The sequence below is a fragment of the Mucilaginibacter sp. genome, from assembly GCF_028287845.1.
Classification (GTDB): domain Bacteria; phylum Bacteroidota; class Bacteroidia; order Sphingobacteriales; family Sphingobacteriaceae; genus Mucilaginibacter.
This window is the reverse complement of the sequence record NZ_JAQBOW010000054.1, coordinates 1-21,781: the sequence shown is the minus strand read 5'-3', so window position 1 is coordinate 21,781 and position 21,781 is coordinate 1. Positions and strand designations below refer to the sequence as shown.

At 39.0% G+C, this 21,781-nt stretch carries 17 protein-coding genes; 3 read left to right on the top strand and 14 right to left on the bottom strand.

Translation table 11 applies throughout. The annotated features are described in order from the left end of the window. The 3 genes from JWP71_RS05005 to JWP71_RS04995 all read left to right on the top strand — a co-directional run. Positions 1-552, top strand: a 552-nt coding sequence (locus JWP71_RS05005) for a TIGR00730 family Rossman fold protein (protein WP_299497653.1), incomplete at its 5' end; no start/stop codon positions are given. A gap of 320 nt (positions 553-872) precedes the next feature. Further along, positions 873-2,501, top strand: coding sequence for an acyl-CoA carboxylase subunit beta (locus tag JWP71_RS05000; RefSeq protein WP_299497652.1), 1,629 nt, complete (start codon positions 873-875; stop codon positions 2,499-2,501). A 45-nt stretch (positions 2,502-2,546) separates the two neighbouring features. After that, a complete protein-coding gene (locus tag JWP71_RS04995) occupies positions 2,547-3,119 on the top strand; it encodes an outer membrane beta-barrel protein (RefSeq protein WP_299497651.1) in 573 nt (190 codons plus the stop codon). Between the two features lie 23 nt (positions 3,120-3,142). On the opposite strand, the gene JWP71_RS04990 is transcribed toward JWP71_RS04995, so the two are convergent. From JWP71_RS04990 to JWP71_RS04925, 14 genes are all read right to left on the bottom strand, one after another. Then, complete coding sequence (locus JWP71_RS04990) at positions 3,143-4,216, bottom strand: DUF3667 domain-containing protein (RefSeq protein ID WP_299497650.1); 1,074 nt, start codon at positions 4,214-4,216, stop codon at positions 3,143-3,145. Between the two features lie 43 nt (positions 4,217-4,259). Then, positions 4,260-5,519, bottom strand: coding sequence for a nucleoside permease (locus JWP71_RS04985; protein WP_299497649.1), 1,260 nt, complete (start codon positions 5,517-5,519; stop codon positions 4,260-4,262). A 96-nt stretch (positions 5,520-5,615) separates the two neighbouring features. Beyond that, positions 5,616-6,020 carry a hypothetical protein gene (locus JWP71_RS04980; protein ID WP_299497648.1) on the bottom strand — a complete coding sequence of 135 codons (405 nt, stop codon included), beginning with the start codon at positions 6,018-6,020 and terminating at the stop codon, positions 5,616-5,618. An 85-nt stretch (positions 6,021-6,105) separates the two neighbouring features. Continuing rightward, complete coding sequence (gene topA / locus JWP71_RS04975) at positions 6,106-8,448, bottom strand: type I DNA topoisomerase (protein WP_299497647.1); 2,343 nt, start codon at positions 8,446-8,448, stop codon at positions 6,106-6,108. A 134-nt stretch (positions 8,449-8,582) separates the two neighbouring features. Next, positions 8,583-9,671 (bottom strand): tRNA 2-thiouridine(34) synthase MnmA, encoded by a 1,089-nt coding sequence (gene mnmA / locus JWP71_RS04970; protein WP_299497646.1) that lies wholly within the window; start codon positions 9,669-9,671, stop codon positions 8,583-8,585. A 258-nt stretch (positions 9,672-9,929) separates the two neighbouring features. Continuing rightward, positions 9,930-11,297 carry an NAD-dependent succinate-semialdehyde dehydrogenase gene (locus tag JWP71_RS04965; protein WP_299497645.1) on the bottom strand — a complete coding sequence of 456 codons (1,368 nt, stop codon included), beginning with the start codon at positions 11,295-11,297 and terminating at the stop codon, positions 9,930-9,932. A 489-nt stretch (positions 11,298-11,786) separates the two neighbouring features. After that, positions 11,787-13,031 (bottom strand): glutamate-5-semialdehyde dehydrogenase, encoded by a 1,245-nt coding sequence (locus JWP71_RS04960; RefSeq protein WP_299497644.1) that lies wholly within the window; start codon positions 13,029-13,031, stop codon positions 11,787-11,789. A 5-nt stretch (positions 13,032-13,036) separates the two neighbouring features. After that, positions 13,037-14,113, bottom strand: coding sequence for a glutamate 5-kinase (proB, locus tag JWP71_RS04955; RefSeq protein ID WP_299497643.1), 1,077 nt, complete (start codon positions 14,111-14,113; stop codon positions 13,037-13,039). 192 nt (positions 14,114-14,305) lie between these two features. After that, complete coding sequence (locus JWP71_RS04950; RefSeq protein ID WP_299497642.1) at positions 14,306-15,067, bottom strand: phosphate ABC transporter ATP-binding protein; 762 nt, start codon at positions 15,065-15,067, stop codon at positions 14,306-14,308. A 1-nt stretch (position 15,068) separates the two neighbouring features. Next, complete coding sequence (gene pstA, locus JWP71_RS04945) at positions 15,069-15,914, bottom strand: phosphate ABC transporter permease PstA (RefSeq protein ID WP_299497641.1); 846 nt, start codon at positions 15,912-15,914, stop codon at positions 15,069-15,071. Next, on the bottom strand, positions 15,911-16,813 hold the full coding sequence (gene pstC / locus JWP71_RS04940) for a phosphate ABC transporter permease subunit PstC (protein WP_299497640.1): 903 nt from the start codon (positions 16,811-16,813) through the stop codon (positions 15,911-15,913). The genes pstA and pstC overlap by 4 nt, the downstream gene beginning before the upstream one ends. A gap of 60 nt (positions 16,814-16,873) precedes the next feature. Beyond that, positions 16,874-17,857, bottom strand: coding sequence for a substrate-binding domain-containing protein (locus JWP71_RS04935; RefSeq protein ID WP_299497639.1), 984 nt, complete (start codon positions 17,855-17,857; stop codon positions 16,874-16,876). Positions 17,858-17,878: 21 nt separating this feature from the next. Further along, entirely contained in the window at positions 17,879-19,009 is a 1,131-nt protein-coding gene (locus JWP71_RS04930) for a porin (protein ID WP_299497638.1), read from the bottom strand. 574 nt (positions 19,010-19,583) lie between these two features. After that, on the bottom strand, positions 19,584-21,781 hold a 2,198-nt coding region (locus JWP71_RS04925), incomplete at its 5' end, for a tolB protein precursor (RefSeq protein WP_299497637.1).

The following is a 21,781-nucleotide window of genomic DNA, read 5'->3' as shown; positions in this document are numbered from 1 at the left end:
TTTAACGGCGACCCAATATTAAGGCAAGCTGTTGAAGAGCTGGCCGAAGTAATGGTAAATAAAAACATCACCTTAATTTTTGGTGGAGGTAAAGTAGGTGTAATGGGTATTATAGCCGATGCTGTTTTACAACGTGGTGGTAAGGCTATAGGTATTATTCCGGGTTTTTTAATGGATAAGGAAGTTGGCCATACCGGCTTAACCGAAATGCATATTGTTGAAAACATGCACCAACGTAAACAGTTAATGAACGACCTTTGCGACGGCGTTATTATGCTGCCCGGCGGCTTTGGTACATTGGAGGAATTTTTCGAGGTTTTAACCTGGCTGCAGCTGGGGTTGCACCAACATCCCATAGGTGTATTAAATGTAAATGGTTTCTATGATTACCTGTTAAAGCAAATGGACGTTATGGTTGAGCAGCGCTTGCTAAAGCCGGTTAACCGTAAGTTGGTCATCACATCAGCCGATGCGATTGAGTTGGTAAGCCTGATGGAAAATATAAAAATTGAACCCGATGATGTTTGGTTCAAGGATAGAAACCTTACCTAAAAGGTACAATAATCAAATTATCTTACCGGATGAGCCTGATATGCGAAACAGGCCTAAGGTAACCGAGGGTATCTGTGTAATTAATACTAAACTGTATATGCGTGCAAGTACATTAAAGCGCCTGCACAAATAGGCTATTGTTAAAATTATCATTATTAGGCGTTTAATCAAATAGTTATACGAATTAAAGGATTATAAGTTGCGTTTGCAAATCTTTTTGTAATAAAAAAGTTACAGTATGGTTTTTGCAGATCAGACAGATAAAAAATGCGGTTCATGCCGTTTTTTATCTAAATTGTATTTTTCTGTAATAATCTGCTATGAATATTGAATTCAATAAAAACGAAGATATTAACAAACAGCTGGTGTTTGAAGTAAACACAAAGCTTAAAAAAATATACCTGGGTGGCGGCGAAAAAGCCGCGGCCAAACAAAAAGAAAAAGGTAAAATGCTTGCCCGCGAGCGTGTTGCCTATTTATTAGATAAAGATTCTTCCTGGTTGGAGGTTGGCGCATTTGCAGGCGAGGGCATGTATGCCGAACATGGCGGCTGCCCGTCGGGCGGTGTTATAACCGGTATTGGTTATATATCAGGCAGGCAATGTGTAATTGTGGCTAATGATGCAACGGTAAAGGCCGGGGCATGGTTCCCTATTACTGCCAAAAAGAATTTGCGCGCGCAGGAAATTGCCATGGAAAACCGCTTGCCTATTATTTATTTGGTTGACTCGGCAGGGGTTTATTTGCCCTTACAGGATGAGATTTTTCCGGATAAAGAACATTTCGGCCGTATTTTCAGGAACAATGCTATCATGAGCAGTATGGGCATTATCCAGATATCAGCCATAATGGGCTCGTGCGTTGCAGGCGGCGCATACCTGCCTATTATGAGCGATGAGGCCATGATAGTAGAAGGAACAGGTTCTGTTTTTCTTGCCGGATCATTTTTGGTAAAATCTGCTATAGGCGAGGATATTGATAATGAAACTTTAGGCGGTGCTACTACCCATTGCGAAATATCGGGCGTTACAGATTATAAGCAGCCTGATGATAAGACTTGTTTAGATTCTATCCGCAACATCATGAGTATGGTAGGCGATTTTAACAAAGCCGGTTTTGATCGTATAAAGCCCGTAACGCCTAAACTGGATATGAAAGATATCTATGGTATACTGCCCGATAACCGGGAAAAGGCCTATGATATGCGCGAGATTGTTTTAAGATTATTGGATAACTCTGAATTTGAAGAGTACAAAGAAGGCTACGGACAATCAATTATCTGCGGATTAGGGCGTGTTGACGGTTGGGCGGTAGGCATTGTTACTAACCAGCGTAAGGTTATCAAATCAAAAAAAGGCGAGATGCAATTTGGCGGCGTTATTTATTCAGACTCGGCCGATAAAGCCACCCGCTTTATCATGAACTGTAATCAGAAAAAAATACCGTTGGTATTCTTGCAGGATGTTACCGGCTTTATGGTAGGCAGCCGGTCTGAACAAGGTGGCATTATTAAGGATGGCGCCAAAATGGTTAACGCGGTTGCCAATTCGGTTGTACCCAAATTTACGTTTATTATAGGTAACTCTTACGGAGCCGGCAATTATGCAATGTGCGGCAAGGCTTATGACCCGCGGCTGATTTACGCGTGGCCATCTGCAAAAATAGCGGTTATGGGCGCCTCGCAGGCGGCAAAAACTTTAGTGCAAATGCAAGCTGCAGGCATGAAGGCAAGGGGAGAAGAAGTTGACCAACCAAAAGAGGACGAATTATTAAAACAAACAACAGACCGCTATAATGCGCAAACAACACCTTATTACGCCGCTGCCCGGCTTTGGGTTGATGGTATAATAGACCCGTTAGAAACACGTACCATTATATCTATGGGTATTGAAGCGGCAAATCATTCGCCTATAGAAAAGCAATTTAATGTGGGAATAATTCAAACATAATTTATTACCAGGAGTTTTATATTTTTACGGCATAAACCCAAAACCATGAAAAAACTCTTATTTACACTAACCATTTGTATTGCCACCATATACATGGCTTCTGCACAGATTATTCCAAGCTTTCAGTTTGGATTAAAGGGTGGGATGAACTTAACCAGTATTTCAAAAACCGGCACATTTAACAGCAGTAACCAGGCGGGTTATTTAGGCGGTATATGGACGCGATTTGGAGCGTTAGGTTTCAACGTTCAGCCGGAGGCTTATATAACCAGTAAAAACGTAACTGTAGACGGGGTTCAGGCCAAATTTACCAGTGTTGATGTTCCCGTATTATTTGGCGGCAAGGTTGGCGCATTTGGTTTCGGTGCCAGATTTTATACCGGGCCCGTAGTATCATTTGCTATAAATAAAGATCAGAATTATGGTAATGCAGCAGGCAATATCGCTCACCTAAATTATAAAGATCAAAACTACGCCTGGCAGTTTGGTACAGGCATAGATATCCGCAGTTTATCTGTTGATCTGCGCTATGAGGCTGGTTTAAGCAAGCAGGATTATGGTACAAACTCTACCAAAATTAACCTGTTCAATTTATCGCTGGCTTATAAATTATTCTAAAAATTTGCACCTTCCTTATGGCATCATAAAGTGATTGCCGTAATTAGAAGGGCTATGAAAAGACAACAAGTAAATACTATAAAATACATAAAAGTAGCACCTATTAGTTTGCTTATTGTTCTCCATCTGCTGCGATTGTAAAATACCCTTAATGAACGGTATAAATACCAAATAATTCCAACAGTGGCCGCGAGGTTTAACCAATCATAGAGATCCCAGCTTTTGGGTATAATTAGTTCAAGCAGCATAATAATTGCCAGGAAAAGAAACAGAAAACAATGCAAGTGGAAAGTGAATATCAAGTGTTCAACATAATATTTTTTGTTTCTCCAAAAAGTGATCTTGAATATAAGCGCACATAATGGCAGCATCAGGAACATCATTTTTGGCATATTATGTTTAAACTCTTCAAAAAACACTTCTTTGGCTCGCGATCCATATTTTTCTTTGTAGTAAAATGCCTTTTTGTGATATATTCTTTTTAAAAATCCATCGCGCTTTTTGGGCAATAGTTTTTGCTGCGATGTTAGATATTGCGCATAAGTGGTATCATGCGTTGCTCCCGGTAACAGATATGATTTGTTAATTAATGATTTTTCACCATCAGTATCGGTTGTATCATGGCGCTTAGCTGTATCAATATTTTTTTTTGCATTTATAATGGCAGCTTTTGCAAAAGCGGGCATCCGTGGATTTTTAGCAACATTATCTAATACTTTATTTGTAGAATCAAGCTCTTTTTTAGTAACTGCCTTATCTTTGGTATGAGTTGCTTTTATAGGCTCATTACCGGTTTTAAATAACAACAGAAAGTAAACCAAACTTATAAATATGTACATTTTTACGGGATGCAGGTATTGCACCCGCCTGCCGGCCATATATTCATTGGTAAGTTTACCCGGTTGAAATAATAAAGGCTTAAGGGTATGAAAAAACTGGTGGTCGAAGTGAAAATAATCACTTATGGCATGGTTCATCATGTGGCCAAAGTTTTCCCTTATCTGCAGGTTTTCCTGGCCGCATACATGGCAAAATTTTCCCTGTAATTCTGCTCCGCAGTTTAAGCAATCAGTTTCCTTACGGTAATGTTTTTTCATTGGTGATAATTAGGCTGTAGGTTGATTATAAATATTAAAATTTCTATGCGTGTTGTATGGCGCGCACTAATGCAGCATTGTGCCTATATCTAAATACAAACGGGAAGATAATAGCAATTACCAATGCATATCCGGCAAAGCTAAGCCATATGCCGTGCCAGTTCTTGCTTTGGTCGGCGTATGTAAAAAAGCTTTGGATAATTAACCCGCTTATCAAACTTCCAAAAAATGCACCGAAACCATTTACCATCATCATAAATAGTCCTTGCGCGCTGCCCCTTATTTCGGGCGTTGTTTGGGTTTCAATAAATAAAGATCCCGAGATATTAAAAAAGTCAAACGCCATACCATATACAATACATGACATCACGATCATCCACAAGCCATCGGCCGGATCACTAAATGCGAAAAGGCCAAAGCGTAACACCCAAGCTAACATGCTAAACAGCATTACATATTTTATTCCAAACTTGCGCAGAAAAAAAGGTATGGCTAAAATGAACAATGTTTCGGATACCTGGGAAATGGACATAATAATGGCAGGATATTTTACTGCTATCAGGCCCTGATATGCAGGTACATTTTTAAAATCATGAATAAATGTATCCCCATAGGCGTTAGTAAGCTGTAACGCGGCTCCTAAAAGCATGGAGAATGCAAAGAAAATAGCAAATTTAGGGGTTTTAAACAGCGCGAAAGCATTTAAGCCAAGCAGGTTTACTATAGACTTATTATCAACCATTGTTAAAAGCGGGGGGCATTTTGGGAGCGTGAAAGAGTAAATGCCCAATATTAATGCCACTGCAGACGCGATATAGAACTGGTTGGCTGATGTTTCGTTATGCGTTAGGCTTACTGCCCATAGCGCTGCTATAAATCCTATAGTTCCCCAAATGCGGATAGGCGGATAATCTTTTACAACGTCTTTACCATCAGTTTTTAAGGCGGAATAAGCCACTGTTATTGATAAAGATAACGTTGGCATATAGAATATCATGTTTAGTAATATTACCCAAAAAAATGTTGTAGGGTTAGTTACAAGCGGGATACTAAATAACACCAATGCCCCCAGAATATGCATAATGCCATAAAGCTTTTCGGCATTAATAAATTTATCTACAATAATGCCGGTAATGGTAGGCATAAATATTGCCGAGATACCCATGGTAGAGAAAATGGCCCCGAACTGTGCGCCCGACCATCCTTTATTTTGAAACCAATATGCTCCGATAGTTATCAACCAGGACCCCCATATGAAAAATTGCATAAAATTCATCAGTATCAAGCGAAACTTAATATTCATACAGTCCTGGTTTAGATAAAATTATGTCAGTTAAATTAAAAACGGAAAGTAATGAATTTAATGCAAAATTGGAAGATGAAAATAATAAGGGGGGTATTATAAAATCATTACTCCGGGTTTATTAACCACCGGTAATTTGATAAAATTAGAATCAACAATACTTTCGGGCAGGAAGATGAATTTTTTATCATATATCTGTGTGCCGATATAGTAGCTTACCCAGTATTCATTATTTAAGCCAAATGTTTGCTCATCAATAAGCTCAATCTGCTTATAACTGCCTTTGGCGACGATTGGAAACATATGTCGCAGCGTAGATGTCTTAACAGGCTCGCCATTTTTTTCGCCATAACCTTTCGAGGTTATCAGCACATTCTCAATAGCTTCTTTTTTTAGGTTGATAAGGTATACATGCCAGGTCTTACTCTCCGCATTCTCACTTTCCAAAGCGACAGCGACAGCAATATCTTTAACGTTATTTTCGGGAAGATCCTTAATCATTTCTTAGTTGATTTGTTGTATTGAGTTGATTAAATGAATGGTTTTTATTCAACAAACAACTCACTTAATCAACCTAATTAACTGCTCACTTCTTCTTCGCAAACTTTTTACCACCTTTTTTAGGGGCCTTACTATCCGCGTCTGCTAATGCTTTACATTGTTCAAACGTTAAGGTTAGGGGGTCTGTTATATCCTTTGGTATTTTAACGTTTTGCTTGCCAAATTCTATATAAGGTCCCCAGCGGCCATTCAATACTTTAACGGTTGGGTCTTCATCAAAAGCTTTAATTAACTTTTCAGCATCTTTTTTACGCTTTTCAGTTATCAATTCAATCGCTTGTTCTTCGGTTACATCCAGCGGGTCAATTTCTTTAGGTAAAGAAACAAAAGAGCTGTTATGACTAATATAGGGGCCAAATCTGCCGATGGCAACTTTCATTGGTTTACCTTCATATTCGCCAACAACTTTAGGCAATTTAAACAGTTCAAGCGCTTCTTCCAACGTAATGGTCTCTATACTTTGCCCGGTGCGCAGGCTGGCATACAAAGGCTTATAATCCTTATTGTCATCACTGGCATTTTCGCCCACCTGTACAAACGGGCCGTAACGGCCAATACGTACAGATACTTTTTCGCCTTTTTCGGGATGAATGCCCAGGTCGCGTACTCCGGTCGCTTTATCGGCTGTTTCTATAGTATTTTGTACATCCGCATGAAAAGGCTTATAAAAATTACCTATCATGGTAGTCCATTCTTCTAATCCCTGTGCTATTTCGTCAAATTGTTTTTCAACTTTAGCGGTAAAGTTAAAATCAACAATACCTTGAAAATGTTGTACCAGGAAATCATTTACCACCGCGCCTATATCAGTAGGGAATAGTTTACCCCGCTCAGCGCCTGTATTTTCTGTTCTTTCTTCTTTAGCTATGCTTTTATTTTTCAGCGTTAAAATCCTGAATTTTCTTTGCTTGCCTTCGCGCTCCTCTTTTACTGCATAACCCCGGTTTTGTATGGTAGAGATGGTAGGAGCGTAGGTAGACGGACGGCCAATGCCTAACTCTTCTAATTTCTTAACCAAACTGGCCTCTGTATATCTTGCCGGTGGGCGTGAAAAACGCTCAGTTGCCGACATTTCTTCCAACTCCAGCCGCTGGCCTTTAGTTAAAGGTGGCAGCATGGTATTATCACCATCCTGTTGGGTGTCATCCTCGTCATCGTCTGATTCCAGGTAAACCTTCAGGAAACCATCAAATTTCATCACTTCGCCATTGGCAACCAATTCTTCTTTACGGGTTGATATACTGATCTTAGCAGTAGTTTTCTCAAACTGTGCTTCACTCATTTGCGATGCGATGGCACGCTTCCATATTAATTCATAAAGGCGTTTTTCGCTGTTATCACCTTCAATGGTATGGTTGTTAAAATAGGTTGGGCGTATGGCTTCGTGAGCTTCCTGCGCGCCTGCACTCTTGGTTTTATATTTTCTGTGCTGATGATATTTATCGCCATACTCAGATTTAATTTGTTGTTCAGCAGCTTGTAAAGCAGTTTCAGATAAATTAACAGAGTCGGTACGCATATAAGTAATATGACCCGATTCGTATAGCTTTTGGGCTACCTGCATCGTACGCGAAACCGAGTAGCCTAACTTACGGCTGGCTTCTTGTTGTAGGGTAGAGGTAGTGAACGGGGCAGCCGGCGAACGTTTTGCAGGTTTGGTTTCTAATGATTTAATGTCAAAATCTGCACTTATACAGTCTGTTAAAAACTTCTCTGCATCTTCCTGTTGGCTGTAGCGTTCGGCTAGTTCGGCCTTAAAAGCCTGTTTGCCTTTACCAAAAATGGCTGCTATTTTAAAAGCCGCTTCTGATTTAAATTTATTGATCTCGCGTTCGCGTTCAACTATTATTCTTACTGCAACTGACTGTACCCTTCCTGCTGATAGTGAGGGTTTTACTTTCTTCCATAAAACAGGCGAAAGTTCAAAACCTACCAATCTATCTAAAACACGGCGGGCTTGTTGGGCGTTAACCAGGTTATAATCTATTTTACGCGGATTGTCTATAGCGGCCATTATAGCCGGCTTGGTTATCTCATGAAAGACAATACGCTTGGTGGTAGCGTCTTTAAGATTTAAAGTATCAAATAAATGCCATGATATTGCCTCTCCCTCGCGGTCCTCGTCCGATGCCAGCCAAACCATGTCTGCTTCTTTAGCCAGCTTCTTTAACTCGGCCACTATCTGCTTCTTATCTGCCGGTACCTCATATTTTTGTTCAAAGTTATTGGCTATATCAATAGCGTCTTCAGATTTGACCAGATCGCGGATGTGCCCATAACTTGACTTAACTGTAAAGTCTTTACCCAGGTATCCCTCAATGGTTTTAGCTTTCGCCGGAGATTCAACTATTAATAGATTTTTAGCCATTTAAGCAGTTATTTTTTGCAAATAAAACATAAAGAAAGGGAAACGCAAATTTGTTTTTTGTAAAACGTTGCAACCTTGTACGGTTGTAACGTTGAAAAGTTGGGGTTTTGCAGCGTTTAAAAATTTGACGTGTACTACATCAAAAATCCACCGCCCAGCAGATCATTGCCCTCATAAAATACGGCAGACTGCCCGGGAGCGATGCCCGATACCATATGGGTAAAATCAACTTTCATATGGTCGCCCATTTGTACAATGGTACTTTCCGCACCTGCGTCTTTATATCTTATCTTGGTGATAGCGTTTAAAGGTTCAGTAATATTTTCGTATTTAACCAGGTTAAGGTTTTTAACCCATGCTTGTTTACGTTGCAGTTCATCCTCGGTACCTAAAACTACGGTATTGGTAAGCGGGTCAATGCTGGTTACAAACATAGGATGACCCAAAGCAATACCCAGCCCTCTGCGTTGGCCTATGGTATAAAAGGGATAACCCTGGTGTTTGCCTACTATAGTGCCGTCTGTTAACGCGAAGTTGCCACCGGCAACACGTTGCTCCAGATCTTCCACTTTGTTTCTTAAAAAGGCTCTGTAGTCGTTATCCGGCACAAAGCATATTTCATAGCTTTCGCTTTTTCCGGCTAATTCTATCTGGCCCATATCCATCGCCATCTGCCTGATCTCGGGTTTAGAGAAACTGCCTAACGGGAATTTTGTGCGGGCAAGGTTTTGTTGCGATACACCCCAAAGCACGTATGATTGATCTTTATTTTCGTCTTTACCTTTTGATATAACATATCTTCCATTATCCTGTAAGCGGATATTGGCGTAATGCCCGGTAGCAATGTGTTCACAATCTAATTTATCGGCACGTTTTAATAAAGCGTCCCATTTAATGTGGGTGTTACATAATACACATGGGTTAGGGGTGCGGCCGGCTAAATATTCATCAACAAAATTGTCTATCACAAAATCGCCAAACTCATTTCTGATATCCAATATATAATGCGGGAAACCGTAACCAACGGCCAGGGCGCGGGCGTCATTAATACTATCTAAACTGCAACAGCCTGTTTCTTTTGAGCTGCCTCCCGCAGAAGCATAGTCCCAGGTTTTCATGGTAAGCCCAATAACTTCATAGCCCTGCTCATGCAGCATCACTGCCGCTACCGAGCTATCAACCCCGCCGCTCATTGCCACTAAAATTCTTCCGTGCTTACTCATAATTGCTGCAAAGATACATTATTGTGATTTAGGATGATAGGAACGAGGGTCAGCAAATAGTAAGATTTGGGTTTTGTAAGATTGGTTATTGAAGATTAAAGATTAGTTGTTGATTATAGTAGTAAAATATTTATATAAATAAAAACTTTAGTTGAAACACATAAATGATTGAAATACAATGATATTTTCCTTTAGGTTAATACGATAAAATGGGTTTGATTGGTATTTAACCAATCTTTAATCTTCAATAACTAATCTTTATTCCACCCAAACCGTTTTTATATTTACAAATTCATGTATCCCAAACATGCCCAGTTCGCGGCCATAGCCTGATTCTTTAATGCCACCAAATGGCAAACGCGGATCTGATTTAACCATGGCATTAACAAAACATGAACCCGCTTCTATTTGGGTTGAAGCTATTAATTCGCCTTTGATTTTATCCGTTGTAAAGACCGCGGCGCCTAATCCAAATATGCTGTCATTAGCTATTCGTATGGCGTCTCTTTCGTCGCGGGCAGAAATAATAGCGGCTACCGGGCCAAATAATTCCTCATCATAAGCCGGCATTCCTTTTTTTACTTTTGTTAATATAGTGGGTGGGTAATAAGCATTATTTCCTTTTGGCAGCTCGCCGCCTAAAATACATTTAGCTCCTTTTTTAATGGACCGTTTTACCTGGTTATGCAATTCATTGCGCAAATCAACCCGCGCCTGCGGACCGATATCGGTGGCTTCATTTAATGGATCACCCATTATTTTAGCGTTCATTTTTTCATAGAAAAGCTTTATAAATTCTTTTTCGACAGATTTAACTACGATAAACCTTTTAGCTGCTATGCAGCTTTGCCCGCTATTTATAAGGCGGCTATTAACACATATTTCCGCTGCTTTATCCAGATCGGCATCTTCCAAAATAACGTAAGCATCGCTGCCGCCTAATTCTAATACCGTCTTTTTAATTAATGAGCCGGCTTTAGCGGCAACTTTTTTTCCGGCATTTGTGCTCCCGGTAATTGTCACAGCTTTAATTAATGGGTTCTCAATTATCTTGTCAATTTTAGCACTGTTTACCAGGATGGTTTGAAATACGTTTTCAGGAAATCCTGATTGTTCAACAATCTCCTGGATAGCTATAGCGCAGCCAGGTACATTTGAAGCGTGTTTTAATATGCCGCAATTGCCGGCAGCTAAAGCAGGGGCCAGAAAGCGAAATACCTGCCATAATGGAAAGTTCCACGGCATAATTGCCAGCACAACCCCTATGGGCTCAAAAGTTACAAAACTTTTTGAAGCCTCGGTTTTAACCGATTGATCCTTTAAAAAACCAGCGGCGTTTTTAGCATAATACTCGCAAACTGAGGCACATTTCTCAACCTCGGCAATACCTTGTTTTATAGGTTTGCCCATTTCTAAAGCCATTAACCGGGCCAGTTCATTTTTTTGACTTAACAACACTTTAGCCATGTTTATCAAATAATAACTGCGTGCTGTAAATGATGATTCTTTCCACTTAAGCCAGGCCGCATGTGTTTGCTCAATATTCAGTTTAACCTCTTTATTAGTATGCGATCTGTAATGATCAATAGCTTTACCATTTGCCGGGTTTACTGAGAATATGTCCATAGAAATTTTTATTTAATTACTTATACTAAACTAAGTAAAGGTTTGGCTAACCAAGAAGTTTTAAAAAAAAGCTAATTGCATTGTTTAATAATCATGAGCGTAATAGTCCATGAAAAGACGGGAGTTTTGTAAACTCAATACAAGATTAACAACCAAAAGTGTAAACTTTTTTTAGGACGGGTCAGTCGAATAAAGTGTTTCACATCAGGTGTTTCACCCCATATTTGTAAAAATCGATAAATAGTATAAAGTGTTTATTATTAGATATTTATATGTGTTTACCTAAAGTATTAGTACTGTTTCATGGTGTTTCACTCATTTTGTCAAGTTGCTATATATCAATAGGTTAAACTAAAATAGTGTTTCATGTGTTTCATTAATTTGTGAAACACTTTGCCGCCATTTTTTTAGTGCAATAAGGCAATAATTATTACTTTACCGGCAGGATAAGCTACGAGAAACTCTTGCGAAGGTGTTAGTTTTTTTACTTTATGGACGTGTTTGTCCGGTTCCTTTAACTAACCATTTATAGCTGGTTAGTTCCTGCAGGCCCATTGGGCCGCGCGCGTGGAGCTTTTGTGTACTAATGCCTATTTCTGCACCCAAACCAAACTGGGCCCCGTCAGTAAACGCTGTGGACGCGTTGACGTATACTGCTGCAGCATCAACCCGGTTTAAAAAGGTTTCCATATTTTCAGGATCTTCTGTAATAATAGCTTCACTGTGTTTTGAACTATGTGCAGCGATATGGTCAAGAGCTTGCTGAAAAGTATCAACTGTTTTAACAGCCATTTTCATTGATAAAAACTCGGTACCAAAGTGTTCAGGTCCGGCTTTATGTAAAAGTTGCACAGGGTAACTTTCTTTTAATACAATATATGATAATTCATCAGCAAATATTTCTACCCCGGTTTCGCCTAATGGTTTAGCCAATTCAGACAGATCCTTTAAACGTGCCGAATGGATAATGGCACAATCCAGCGCGTTACATACACTTACCCTACGGGTTTTTGAATTAAAAATAATATCAGTTCCTTTTTTCAGATCGGCAGACTCATCAAAATAAGTATGGACAATACCGGCTCCTGTTTCAATTACAGGCACTTTACTGGTTTGCCTTACATGGTTAATTAAACCCTGGCTACCGCGCGGAATAATCACATCAACATACCCCACGGCGTTTAGGAGCGCATCGGCTGCTTCCCGCTCTACAGGCAGGAGGGTGGTTACATTAACATCAATATTGTTTTTTGACAGTACTTTATGGATAACAGAAATAATTGCCTGGTTAGAATAAGACGCATCACTTCCTCCTTTTAAAATACTGATATTGCCTGTTTTAAAGCATAGTGTAAACACATCAAAGGTAACGTTGGGCCTTGCTTCATATATTACACCTATTGTACCTAAAGGCACGCTTATCTTTGAAATGTGTAAGCCATTAGGCATTGTTTTTTCTGAAAGTATATGCCCTAACGGGTTTTCTAACCCAGCTACATTTATAATATCCTTAGCAATGTCCTGTATGCGCACAGCAGTAAGCTTTAACCTGTCATAGTTTGGATTAGCACTATCCATACGGTCAAGATCTTTTTGATTCTCTTCCAGCAAATAATTTGTTTGCAATATGGCTTCTGCTGCCAGATCTTTCAATACCTGATTAATTGTTTCCGACGTTATATTCAGCTTCCTTGCAGCTATCTGCGCATTTTCAAAATATTGGTTATAGATCATTTTTATTAACCTAATAAATAAAGATAATCATAATGTACCAGTGGCTTTTGGTTTTTTTTGCCCATACTTTCTTTTGCCTTATCGGCGCCATATTCGGCAATACCCAGGCCTATTAGTCCATTTTGTTCATCAATCAGTTTAATTATTTCGCCTTTTTTAAAGTCAGTTAAAATGTTCACAATCCCAACGGGTAATAAACTGGTGGCCTTGCTTGATATAAGAGCAACTTTAGCACCGGTATTAACCTGTACAATACCTGTAGCCGATTTCTCTGAATGGGCAATCCATTTTTTCTTTTCGGATGCTGTTTTGTTAGGGATGAAACGCGTATGTGTTACTGTATTGGTAAGAACATCTATTAAAATATTATCCCTTGTACCATTGGCAATATGTACAGCTATACCCAACCGTGCTGTTTTTTGCGCCATGTGTGATTTCGTTATCATACCACCACGCCCAAATTGTGAGCGGCCCGAAGAGACGAATGAGGCAAAATCGATGCCGGTATCAATAACCTCTTCAATTATAGCCGAGCCTTCATCGTTAGGGTTGCCATCATAAATGCCATCAACATTGGTTAAAATAATAAGGGCCTGGGCATTTAACATAGAAGCAATAAGCCCGGCCAGCTCATCATTATCAGTAAACATGAGCTCGGTTACCGATACTACATCATTTTCATTTACTATCGGGATAACCTGGTGCTGCAATAATATCTCAAGGCAGTTTTTCATGTTTAAATAATGCTGCCTGCCTTTAAAATCTTCGGTTGTTACCAGTACTTGTGAGCACAAGATATTGTGTTTTTCAAATAACTGCGCATAAGTATTAATAAGTTTAACCTGCCCTATAGAAGCCAATAACTGGCGCGCTGCTATAGCATCATATTTATCAGAAACGGTTATCAAACTTCTTCCCGCAGCTACAGCGCCTGATGATACTAATATTACCTCGATACCCTGCTGTTTTATAGTTGCAATTTGCTCTGCCAGTTTGCCAATCCGTTGCTGGTCTGGTAAGCCATTACTTTGGGTTAAAACGTTCGAGCCAATTTTTATTACTATCCGTTTATAGGTAATCATTGCTATTTAAGTAGAAAACGGTATAAATATCGTAATTATTAAGCTTATAATCCCTGTTTTAGATAGATAAGTTTGAAAAATGACAATTAAAACTATTTTTTGTAGTTAATGAGGTTAAAATGTGTTTATTTTTAATAAATAGATAGTAAAATGGTTGAAAATGAGCTGTTTTTTTAAAAAAAAATATACTTTTTAACTTATAAATCCTTTAACATATTCTCTGGTAAGTTCTTCCTTCGGATTCAATAAAACTTCTTCAGTAGGGCCAAACTCAATGATCTTACCCATGTAAACAAAAATAATATAGTCTGATACGCGGCGGGCCTGGCGCAATATATGTGTCACTAAAACAATGGTATATTTTTGTTTTAGGTGGATAAAAAGATCCTCAATTATATGGGTTGAAACGGGGTCTAATGCCGATGTTGATTCATCCCCTAAAATTATCTCGGGTTCTACAGCCAAACCACGTGCCAGGCAAAGGCGCTGTTGCTGACCGATTGATAAACGGGTAGCCGATGCGTTTAAACGATCTTTTACCTCGTTCCAAAGACCGGTTGCCTTTAGTTGTAATTCAACCAGTTCGTCCAGTTCACTTTTTTTACGGATACCATGAATACGCGGCCCGTAGGCCACATTATCATAAATAGACATAGGTAATGGGTAGGGTCGTTGAGACAGGAGCCCCATTTTTTTACGGATATGGGTTACCTCTACGTTTGGGTCATATATGTTCTCACCGTCAACCAAAACCTTACCATCAATTTTTACATTGGCAGTATTATCCAGTAACCTGTTAAATGATTTTAGCAAAGTTGTTTTACCGCAGCCAGACGGGCCGATAATAGAAGTAACACTCTTATTAGGGATGTTGATATTTATGTTTTTTAAAATGTGCTGATTTTCGATGTATACATTAAAATCCTGCACACTAATATGCGGAGTGTTTGTCATTTTAGATTTTGTGTTTAGAAAATTTCTTTATCAATAATTCGGCTAATACCGTGATGATCAACACCACGATAGTTAAAATTAACGCGGAAGCGTACGCGCGTCCCTGTACTTCTTCAACCGGGCTGCCCAGTTGGAAAAATATAGCAAGCGGTAGTGTAGCAGCAGGCTCATGTAATGAAGTTGGTATATTGTCACTAAACCCGGCAGTAAATAATACCGATGCAACATCGCCAATGCCTCTGCCAAAAGATAACAGGATGGCGGTGAATATTCCCGGGCGTATTTGGCGCAAAATAACTTTAGCCGCTTCCCAACGTGTAGCGCCTAATGATAAGGCTGCATCACGCAGTTCGCCGGGAACGGTGCGTATTACTTCATCTAATGTACGCACCAGTATGGGTATAACTAATAAGGTTACGGCTATAATGCCGCCAAGTAATGAAGCCCTTATACCAAAATAAACCATTATTAAAAAACCGAACGCGCCATACACTATTGAAGGTATCCCAAAAAGTACATCAAAGGCCAGGCGTATCAGGTTTGATTTAAATTTTTCACCGTCAATATACATGTTGATATAAATAGCTACCGGGATACTGATAATAAGACCCAAAACAGTGGCACCACAGGCTATATATAATGAACCGATTATGGCATTTAACACACCGCCTTCTTTACCAATATAAAAACCACCACCCGGAATTTTGGTTATCATATCCAAATTCATGTACGGGATTCCTTTTGAAAATATGGTTCCTACTATCAGGAAGAAACTACCCGTTACTATTATAGTAGCCAATATCATGAGTACTTTAAAAAACAGCTCTTCTATTTTACGCTTTATCATTTTGTTAAATTCCTTTCTAAACGTGCCAATATTACCCGCGATATAATGTTAAATAACAAGATGATGATAAAAAGTAATAAGGCGGCAAACATTAAAGCCGAATCATACAATGGTATAGACATCATCTCTCCATAATTATTGGCTATAAGCGCTGGTAACGGGTAACCGGTATCAAAAACAGAATGCGGCACAACAGCATTGTTACCGCAAACCATTAAAACTGCAATAGTTTCGCCAAACGCCCGCGATATGGCTAATACTGTAGCAGCTATTATACCCGGAGTTGCTTTACGGATAATAACCTTTTTTATAGTTTCCCATTTAGTAGCTCCAATAGATAATGAAGCATCTTTCAGCTCCTGAGGTATAGTAGTTAATACCTCTGTAATGATGCTTACTATCAGCGGAAATATCATTATCGCTAGTACAATACCGCCTGCTAATACACTGTAACCGGTCGAGAACTCAATAAAATGCGGCGCTATATGTTCCTGTATAAGCGGTACAATAAATAATACACCCCACACGCCGTAAATTACCGGCGGTATACCTGATAGCAAATTAACAAACGGTATCAATATCCGCTTAATTTTTGCGTGAGCATATTCAACCAAATAAAGTGAGGTGAGGATGGAAAGGGGTAGGGCTATGATGATAGCAATTGCAGTTACCCATAAAGTACCCATTATAAAAGGGTAAAAACCAAACAAGCCCTTCATAGGTTTCCAATCGCTTTTGGTTAGCAGATCAAACCATGAAAGTTTATTTAGAACAGGGATGGACCGATAGTATAAACCTATGCCTATCACAAAAACTAAAGAAACTGATGCCAGTGTAAACACTAACATCAGTTTTGAAATAAATTTATCTTTTAGAAAGCGTATTCGCTGTAGTATCATTTTTAGTAGTATAAAGAAAGCTAATATAATTAAGTTTCCATAGATAGTTGGAAGCCCTTATTATTGTGCTTTCTTTAATTCTTCTTGCAATTTTTGTTTAGAAAGTGCGATGTATCCATTCTCGTCAACAAATTTCTGGCCATCAGTTAATACATATTTAACAAACTCTACCAGTTCTTTTTTCTTTGGTTTTCCTTTAAAAAGGAAGCCGAGATTACGGGCAGGGGGCGAGGGGTATTTTCCGGTAGCAATCGCATCGGTCAATTCGTCAATTGTACCATAAAAATTTTCGTTAGCGTCAATTTTACCATTTCCGTTTACGTCTATAGGTAAAGCATGTACACCGGCAACTTGTTTGCGCGTTTTTAGGTCGTATATATAGGCTAAATTATTATAGCCTATTGCAGTTACATCCTTTTTAACAGCTTGCGCCAAACCCGGATCGCCGTATACAGCTACACCAAGCAAATCTTCTTGTTTCTTGTTGAAGTATTTTGCCCATGTTTCGGCAGCGCCGGCAGCGTCAGACCGGGTGTAGATGTGAATTGGGACAGATACATTCCCCGCCAATTGTTTCCAATCCTTTATGCTACCTGTAACAAAAACATTTAAAAACTGGTCTCTTTTAACGCCCTTCGCCAATAAAGCTGCCGCGTTAGGGTTTCCGGCGTTAAAAGTTGGTACAACCGCGTCTTTAGTTACATAGATAGTATAGGCGCCTTTTTTTACTTCTTCAGGACTAATATCACGTGAAGCTAACCCTATATCAACCAGATTTGATAACGCGTCGGTAATACCCTTACCAGCACCACCCGCCGAAATATTGAACTTAACTTTAGGGTGTAGCTTTCTAAATTCCTCTGCCCATTTTACAGTAATGGGATATAACGCAAATGCACCTGAGATACTTATTGTTCCTTCCAGGTCATCAACAGGAGGAGTTGGTTTATTGATCTTATTAATAAATGATGATGCTATTACCAATACACTTAGTGCAAGGGTAGTTAGCAAAATGGTTTGATTTTTTGAGAATATCTTTTTCATATTATATAGGATTAACCTTGTTTAAAATTGTATCTGAATTTCTGCCGCGAATAAATTGTTTTTAACCTGGGCAGTAGGTATCTCTTCGCGTTTGTATGTATAGTCAACATATAATTTTGTCCACGGGTTGAAGAAATAGTTAATGCCACCTATATACCAGGTGCTGCGGTCGGTATATACTACACTGTTCGGATCGTAAGTATCATATTTTGCTACTACCTGTAGTTTTTTAGGTATGATAAAATAAGCAGATTGTGCGTACCAGCCATCTCTTTTTATAAGGGCATCTGTACCTTTATCATATTCTGCGGTCAATGATAATGGGCCATATACATAACGGGCATCAAATCCCTGCCTGTTGCGCACCTGTGTCGCGGTAGAAGTACCATATATATCACGACCGTGATAAAAGTCATACGATAAGGCTAAGTTAGCAATAGGGTGGACCGTGAATCTACCGGATACATCTTTATCCTGATTATTATCGGCTCTATTAATTCCATTACCATTTAATACAGCGAAGGTATAATCAAACAAATAGTAGTCTTTTATTTTTAAGAAGCTACCATTAATTTGTGCGCCAATATCGCGACCATTTTGATTGCCTAAAACATCTTTTCCTCTTGCATTTAATGCTTCTTCCACCTGCGAGCGGTCAATTAACTCTAATTGGCTATCGGAAGTTAAACTTTCTACCGAAAATGGAATTTTAAACTGTCCCGCTGATATTTTTAAATAATCGGCGACCTTATACGTGGTATAACCATCTACCAAGGCCGGTGTACCTGCAAATTCAACATATAATTCATAATCCCAATTATTGGATATAGCGCCTTTAAAATCAAGGCGGGCTCGACGCGTATCGAAACCATCAATGCCCGATGTTCCCTGGAAACCCTGGTAACGCTCCTGGAATAAACCAGTTAAATTCAATGCTTTTCCAAGTGATAGGGGAAAAACTTTTTGATTGTCCTTTTTCTGCTGTTCTTTCAACGCATTTTCAGAGCGGATAGAATCAGCTTCTGATTGACTGATTACTTTTTTTTGGATAAGAAGATTTAACAAATCTTCACTTTGTTGTGCTTTTGCTGCAAAAGCAGAGAATAATATGGCAAATATTAATAGTGATTTTAGTATGTATGCGTGTTTCATATATATAGTTATATTGTAATTGTAAAAAGGTTAATTAAATGGACTGTGTGTGTTATAGAATCAGCAACAACAGCAGCGGAAAGAAGGGTTAACTAAATAACCCATACGCATGGGCTTTAAAGATTGGATGTGTTTAGATGATTTCATTTAATCTATAAATTCTATAATGTCTACCTGTTTGGTAGTGTAAAAGTAGTATTAATGTAATAACATCCAAAAAATATTTTTAAATAATTTATATATTCAGTATATGTTATTGATTTTCAATATGTTGAAATATTAAAAAAATGCAATACGGTAATATTAAAAACAAAAAAAGCGGGTAAGAAAAGTTACCCGCTTGAATTATGTGCGCCCGGCACGGGCGCAAGCTACAGGGTGGAAGTCCAAAACTCGCCTTGATAGTGGCAAAAGGCAAGGTGTCGCTGGCGACTGCGATTCTGAAGGAAGCCGGCGGTAAATATCTTGCCTGACAAACAGGAAGCTGCGGGATAATATTGATATAATTTGTATACTGTCTTTTTATTGCCTGTTAGGCTGGTCAGGCATCTATGAAAACAAATTTGAACAGATGCTACCAGCCCGGTGTGAAACCTAAACCAAATACAGGTTTATTAACATCATTACGGTTAAATGGCACTGCCAGGTAGGGCTCTAAAACAAAATAACCAAAAATATTTACACGTAGTGATATACCTGTACTTAATGCCGGAACGCGCTGATTGGTGTCATAAACATTGTTTCCATTGGTATCAACTCCTATTTTGTCTGGCGCTGTCTGTAACTTTACCTGGTTACCAGCGTTCCAGGCTAAACCTGCATCAAAAAAGAAATTAAGCTCAGAAAAAAAGAACTTAGATTTAATTTGCGATAGTCTTTCGGGCCCCGTAAAAGGTAAACGAATTTCAAAATTTGCTACAGCTGTGCGGGTTCCTGTTAATTGATCAATAGTAAAGCCGTTACTTGGTTTACCATTTCCGTTATAAAAGGTTTGTGCTTCGTATCCTCTAATTAAGAATGGGTAACCAATATATAAAGGATATAAGCCATTAGAATTACCAAAACGACCATATCCATACAGTCTTGCGGCAAAAGTAACCGGGTCTAAACGTACATATTTACGCAGATCAATAGTAGGCGCAAAAAACTTGTAAGTGCCAAAATCATATTCGACCTCCAGGCGATAACGGAAACCATTAAGTGGAGATGCTACACCAAAAAATGAATTATCGCCAACCAATGATGTATTTACCTGGAAAACCGTAAACGGATTTAATAATGCCCCGCCATTTAACGGATCAGAATTATAAGCAGAGTTTGTAATATGATTTTTTTGATAATTAAGCACATTCCCTAAAGTGTCATAATAGGTGCTGTAGCGGTCAACCCGATAATAGAACTGTGACGCACCACCACCAAATTCTACCCGGCTGGTTTTAGAAATAGGATAGGAAGTAAATAAGGAAATCTGATCCTGGAAAATACGAATTATATCGTAGCGTTCTTCTGTAGCAGGTATAGTTTTACTACCGGTATTATAAGTAGTATTCACTAAATTATAATTGGCAAATTGATAAGGGATATGTGAAATACCACCACCAAAGTTCCACCGGCCTTCTTGCTTTATATATACCACTTGTGCGCCAAAATCATAAACCTCGCCATTTATAGCAGCACCTGCATATATCTGATTACGCCCTAAAATGTCGCTAAACACACCCTGAACACCACTTGATAAACCCGTACCAAATGAACTTACTGATGCCCCAATACCACTGCTGGCTAAATAATCTAATTTAAATTTTGGTTTATAAGCCTGATCTTTAATAGAATCAGTAGGTATTTTTTGATAAGCCAGGTAATTATTAAGGTTTGAATTGATCAAATCTACTCCAACTGCACGAGCCGGAGGCAACATTGCCGCGTCAAAATTAACCTCTGCACCGCTTACGGTAACGGGGTTAAAATCAGATACCTTTGCATTGTAAAGCGAATATTTTTGAGATCTGTAATAGGAGTAAACAATATCATTATTAGCCGATATACTTAAGGCAGGCGAGAATTCTGTAATGCCACAAATACCTGTAAATAAGTTGGTCATTTGCTCTACCTTACCTGTGCTGGTTGTATAGCGATACATATTGCGGAAACCATCACGATTTGATAAGAAGTAAATCTGCGTACCGTCTGATGAATACTGAGGATTTAAATTGTTGGCCCCATTAAATAATAGTATATCCCTGGTTTGGCCGGTAGCCAGATCATATTCTGCTAAGTTGAATGTTATATCTTGTGATAGTGAGCGGTCATAAGTTGTTCTGTCGCTTGCGAAAACTATTTTCTTACCATCCCTCGAAAAACTTGGCTGATTATCAGAATACTTATCATTAGTTAACCGGGTAATTTTTTTAGTATTAAAATTATACAGATACAGATCACTTTGCCCTTCGGCTAATCCCTGGAAAACAATTTGACTGCCATCCGGCGACCATGATAAGTTGCTAAACTGTTCGGCTTTATCCATCGAAACATCATCTATTATTCGGCCACTGGGTACTTCAACAACCAGCATACGGTTACGCCCCCTGTTAAAAACACTAAAGGCAAACCTTTTGCCATCCGGCGACCAGGTTCCGGCAGATTCAATAAAGTTAAATTCGTCTATATGGGTATTAGACACCTTGCTGGTGAGCTTTTTTATTACCACCCCCGTCTTAGCGTCAGCCAGGAAGAGATCTATAGTAAATAAATTCTTTTCTGATAAAAACGCAA

What these genes read in the sequence shown, in the direction of transcription:
- topA (WP_299497647.1), bottom strand. Translation starts at nt 8,448, where the DNA reads ATGGCTAAAAATCTATTAATAGTTGAATCTCCGGCGAAAGCTAAAACC.
- JWP71_RS04995 (WP_299497651.1), top strand. Translation starts at nt 2,547, where the DNA reads ATGAAAAAACTCTTATTTACACTAACCATTTGTATTGCCACCATATAC.
- JWP71_RS04960 (WP_299497644.1), bottom strand. Translation starts at nt 13,031, where the DNA reads ATGATCTATAACCAATATTTTGAAAATGCGCAGATAGCTGCAAGGAAG.
- JWP71_RS04990 (WP_299497650.1), bottom strand. Translation starts at nt 4,216, where the DNA reads ATGAAAAAACATTACCGTAAGGAAACTGATTGCTTAAACTGCGGAGCA.
- JWP71_RS04980 (WP_299497648.1), bottom strand. Translation starts at nt 6,020, where the DNA reads ATGATTAAGGATCTTCCCGAAAATAACGTTAAAGATATTGCTGTCGCT.
- JWP71_RS04930 (WP_299497638.1), bottom strand. Translation starts at nt 19,009, where the DNA reads ATGAAACACGCATACATACTAAAATCACTATTAATATTTGCCATATTA.
- mnmA (WP_299497646.1), bottom strand. Translation starts at nt 9,671, where the DNA reads ATGAGTAAGCACGGAAGAATTTTAGTGGCAATGAGCGGCGGGGTTGAT.
- JWP71_RS05000 (WP_299497652.1), top strand. Translation starts at nt 873, where the DNA reads ATGAATATTGAATTCAATAAAAACGAAGATATTAACAAACAGCTGGTG.
- JWP71_RS04965 (WP_299497645.1), bottom strand. Translation starts at nt 11,297, where the DNA reads ATGGACATATTCTCAGTAAACCCGGCAAATGGTAAAGCTATTGATCAT.
- pstC (WP_299497640.1), bottom strand. Translation starts at nt 16,813, where the DNA reads ATGATACTACAGCGAATACGCTTTCTAAAAGATAAATTTATTTCAAAA.
- JWP71_RS04935 (WP_299497639.1), bottom strand. Translation starts at nt 17,857, where the DNA reads ATGAAAAAGATATTCTCAAAAAATCAAACCATTTTGCTAACTACCCTT.
- JWP71_RS04950 (WP_299497642.1), bottom strand. Translation starts at nt 15,067, where the DNA reads ATGACAAACACTCCGCATATTAGTGTGCAGGATTTTAATGTATACATC.
- proB (WP_299497643.1), bottom strand. Translation starts at nt 14,113, where the DNA reads ATGATTACCTATAAACGGATAGTAATAAAAATTGGCTCGAACGTTTTA.
- pstA (WP_299497641.1), bottom strand. Translation starts at nt 15,914, where the DNA reads ATGATAAAGCGTAAAATAGAAGAGCTGTTTTTTAAAGTACTCATGATA.
- JWP71_RS04985 (WP_299497649.1), bottom strand. Translation starts at nt 5,519, where the DNA reads ATGAATATTAAGTTTCGCTTGATACTGATGAATTTTATGCAATTTTTC.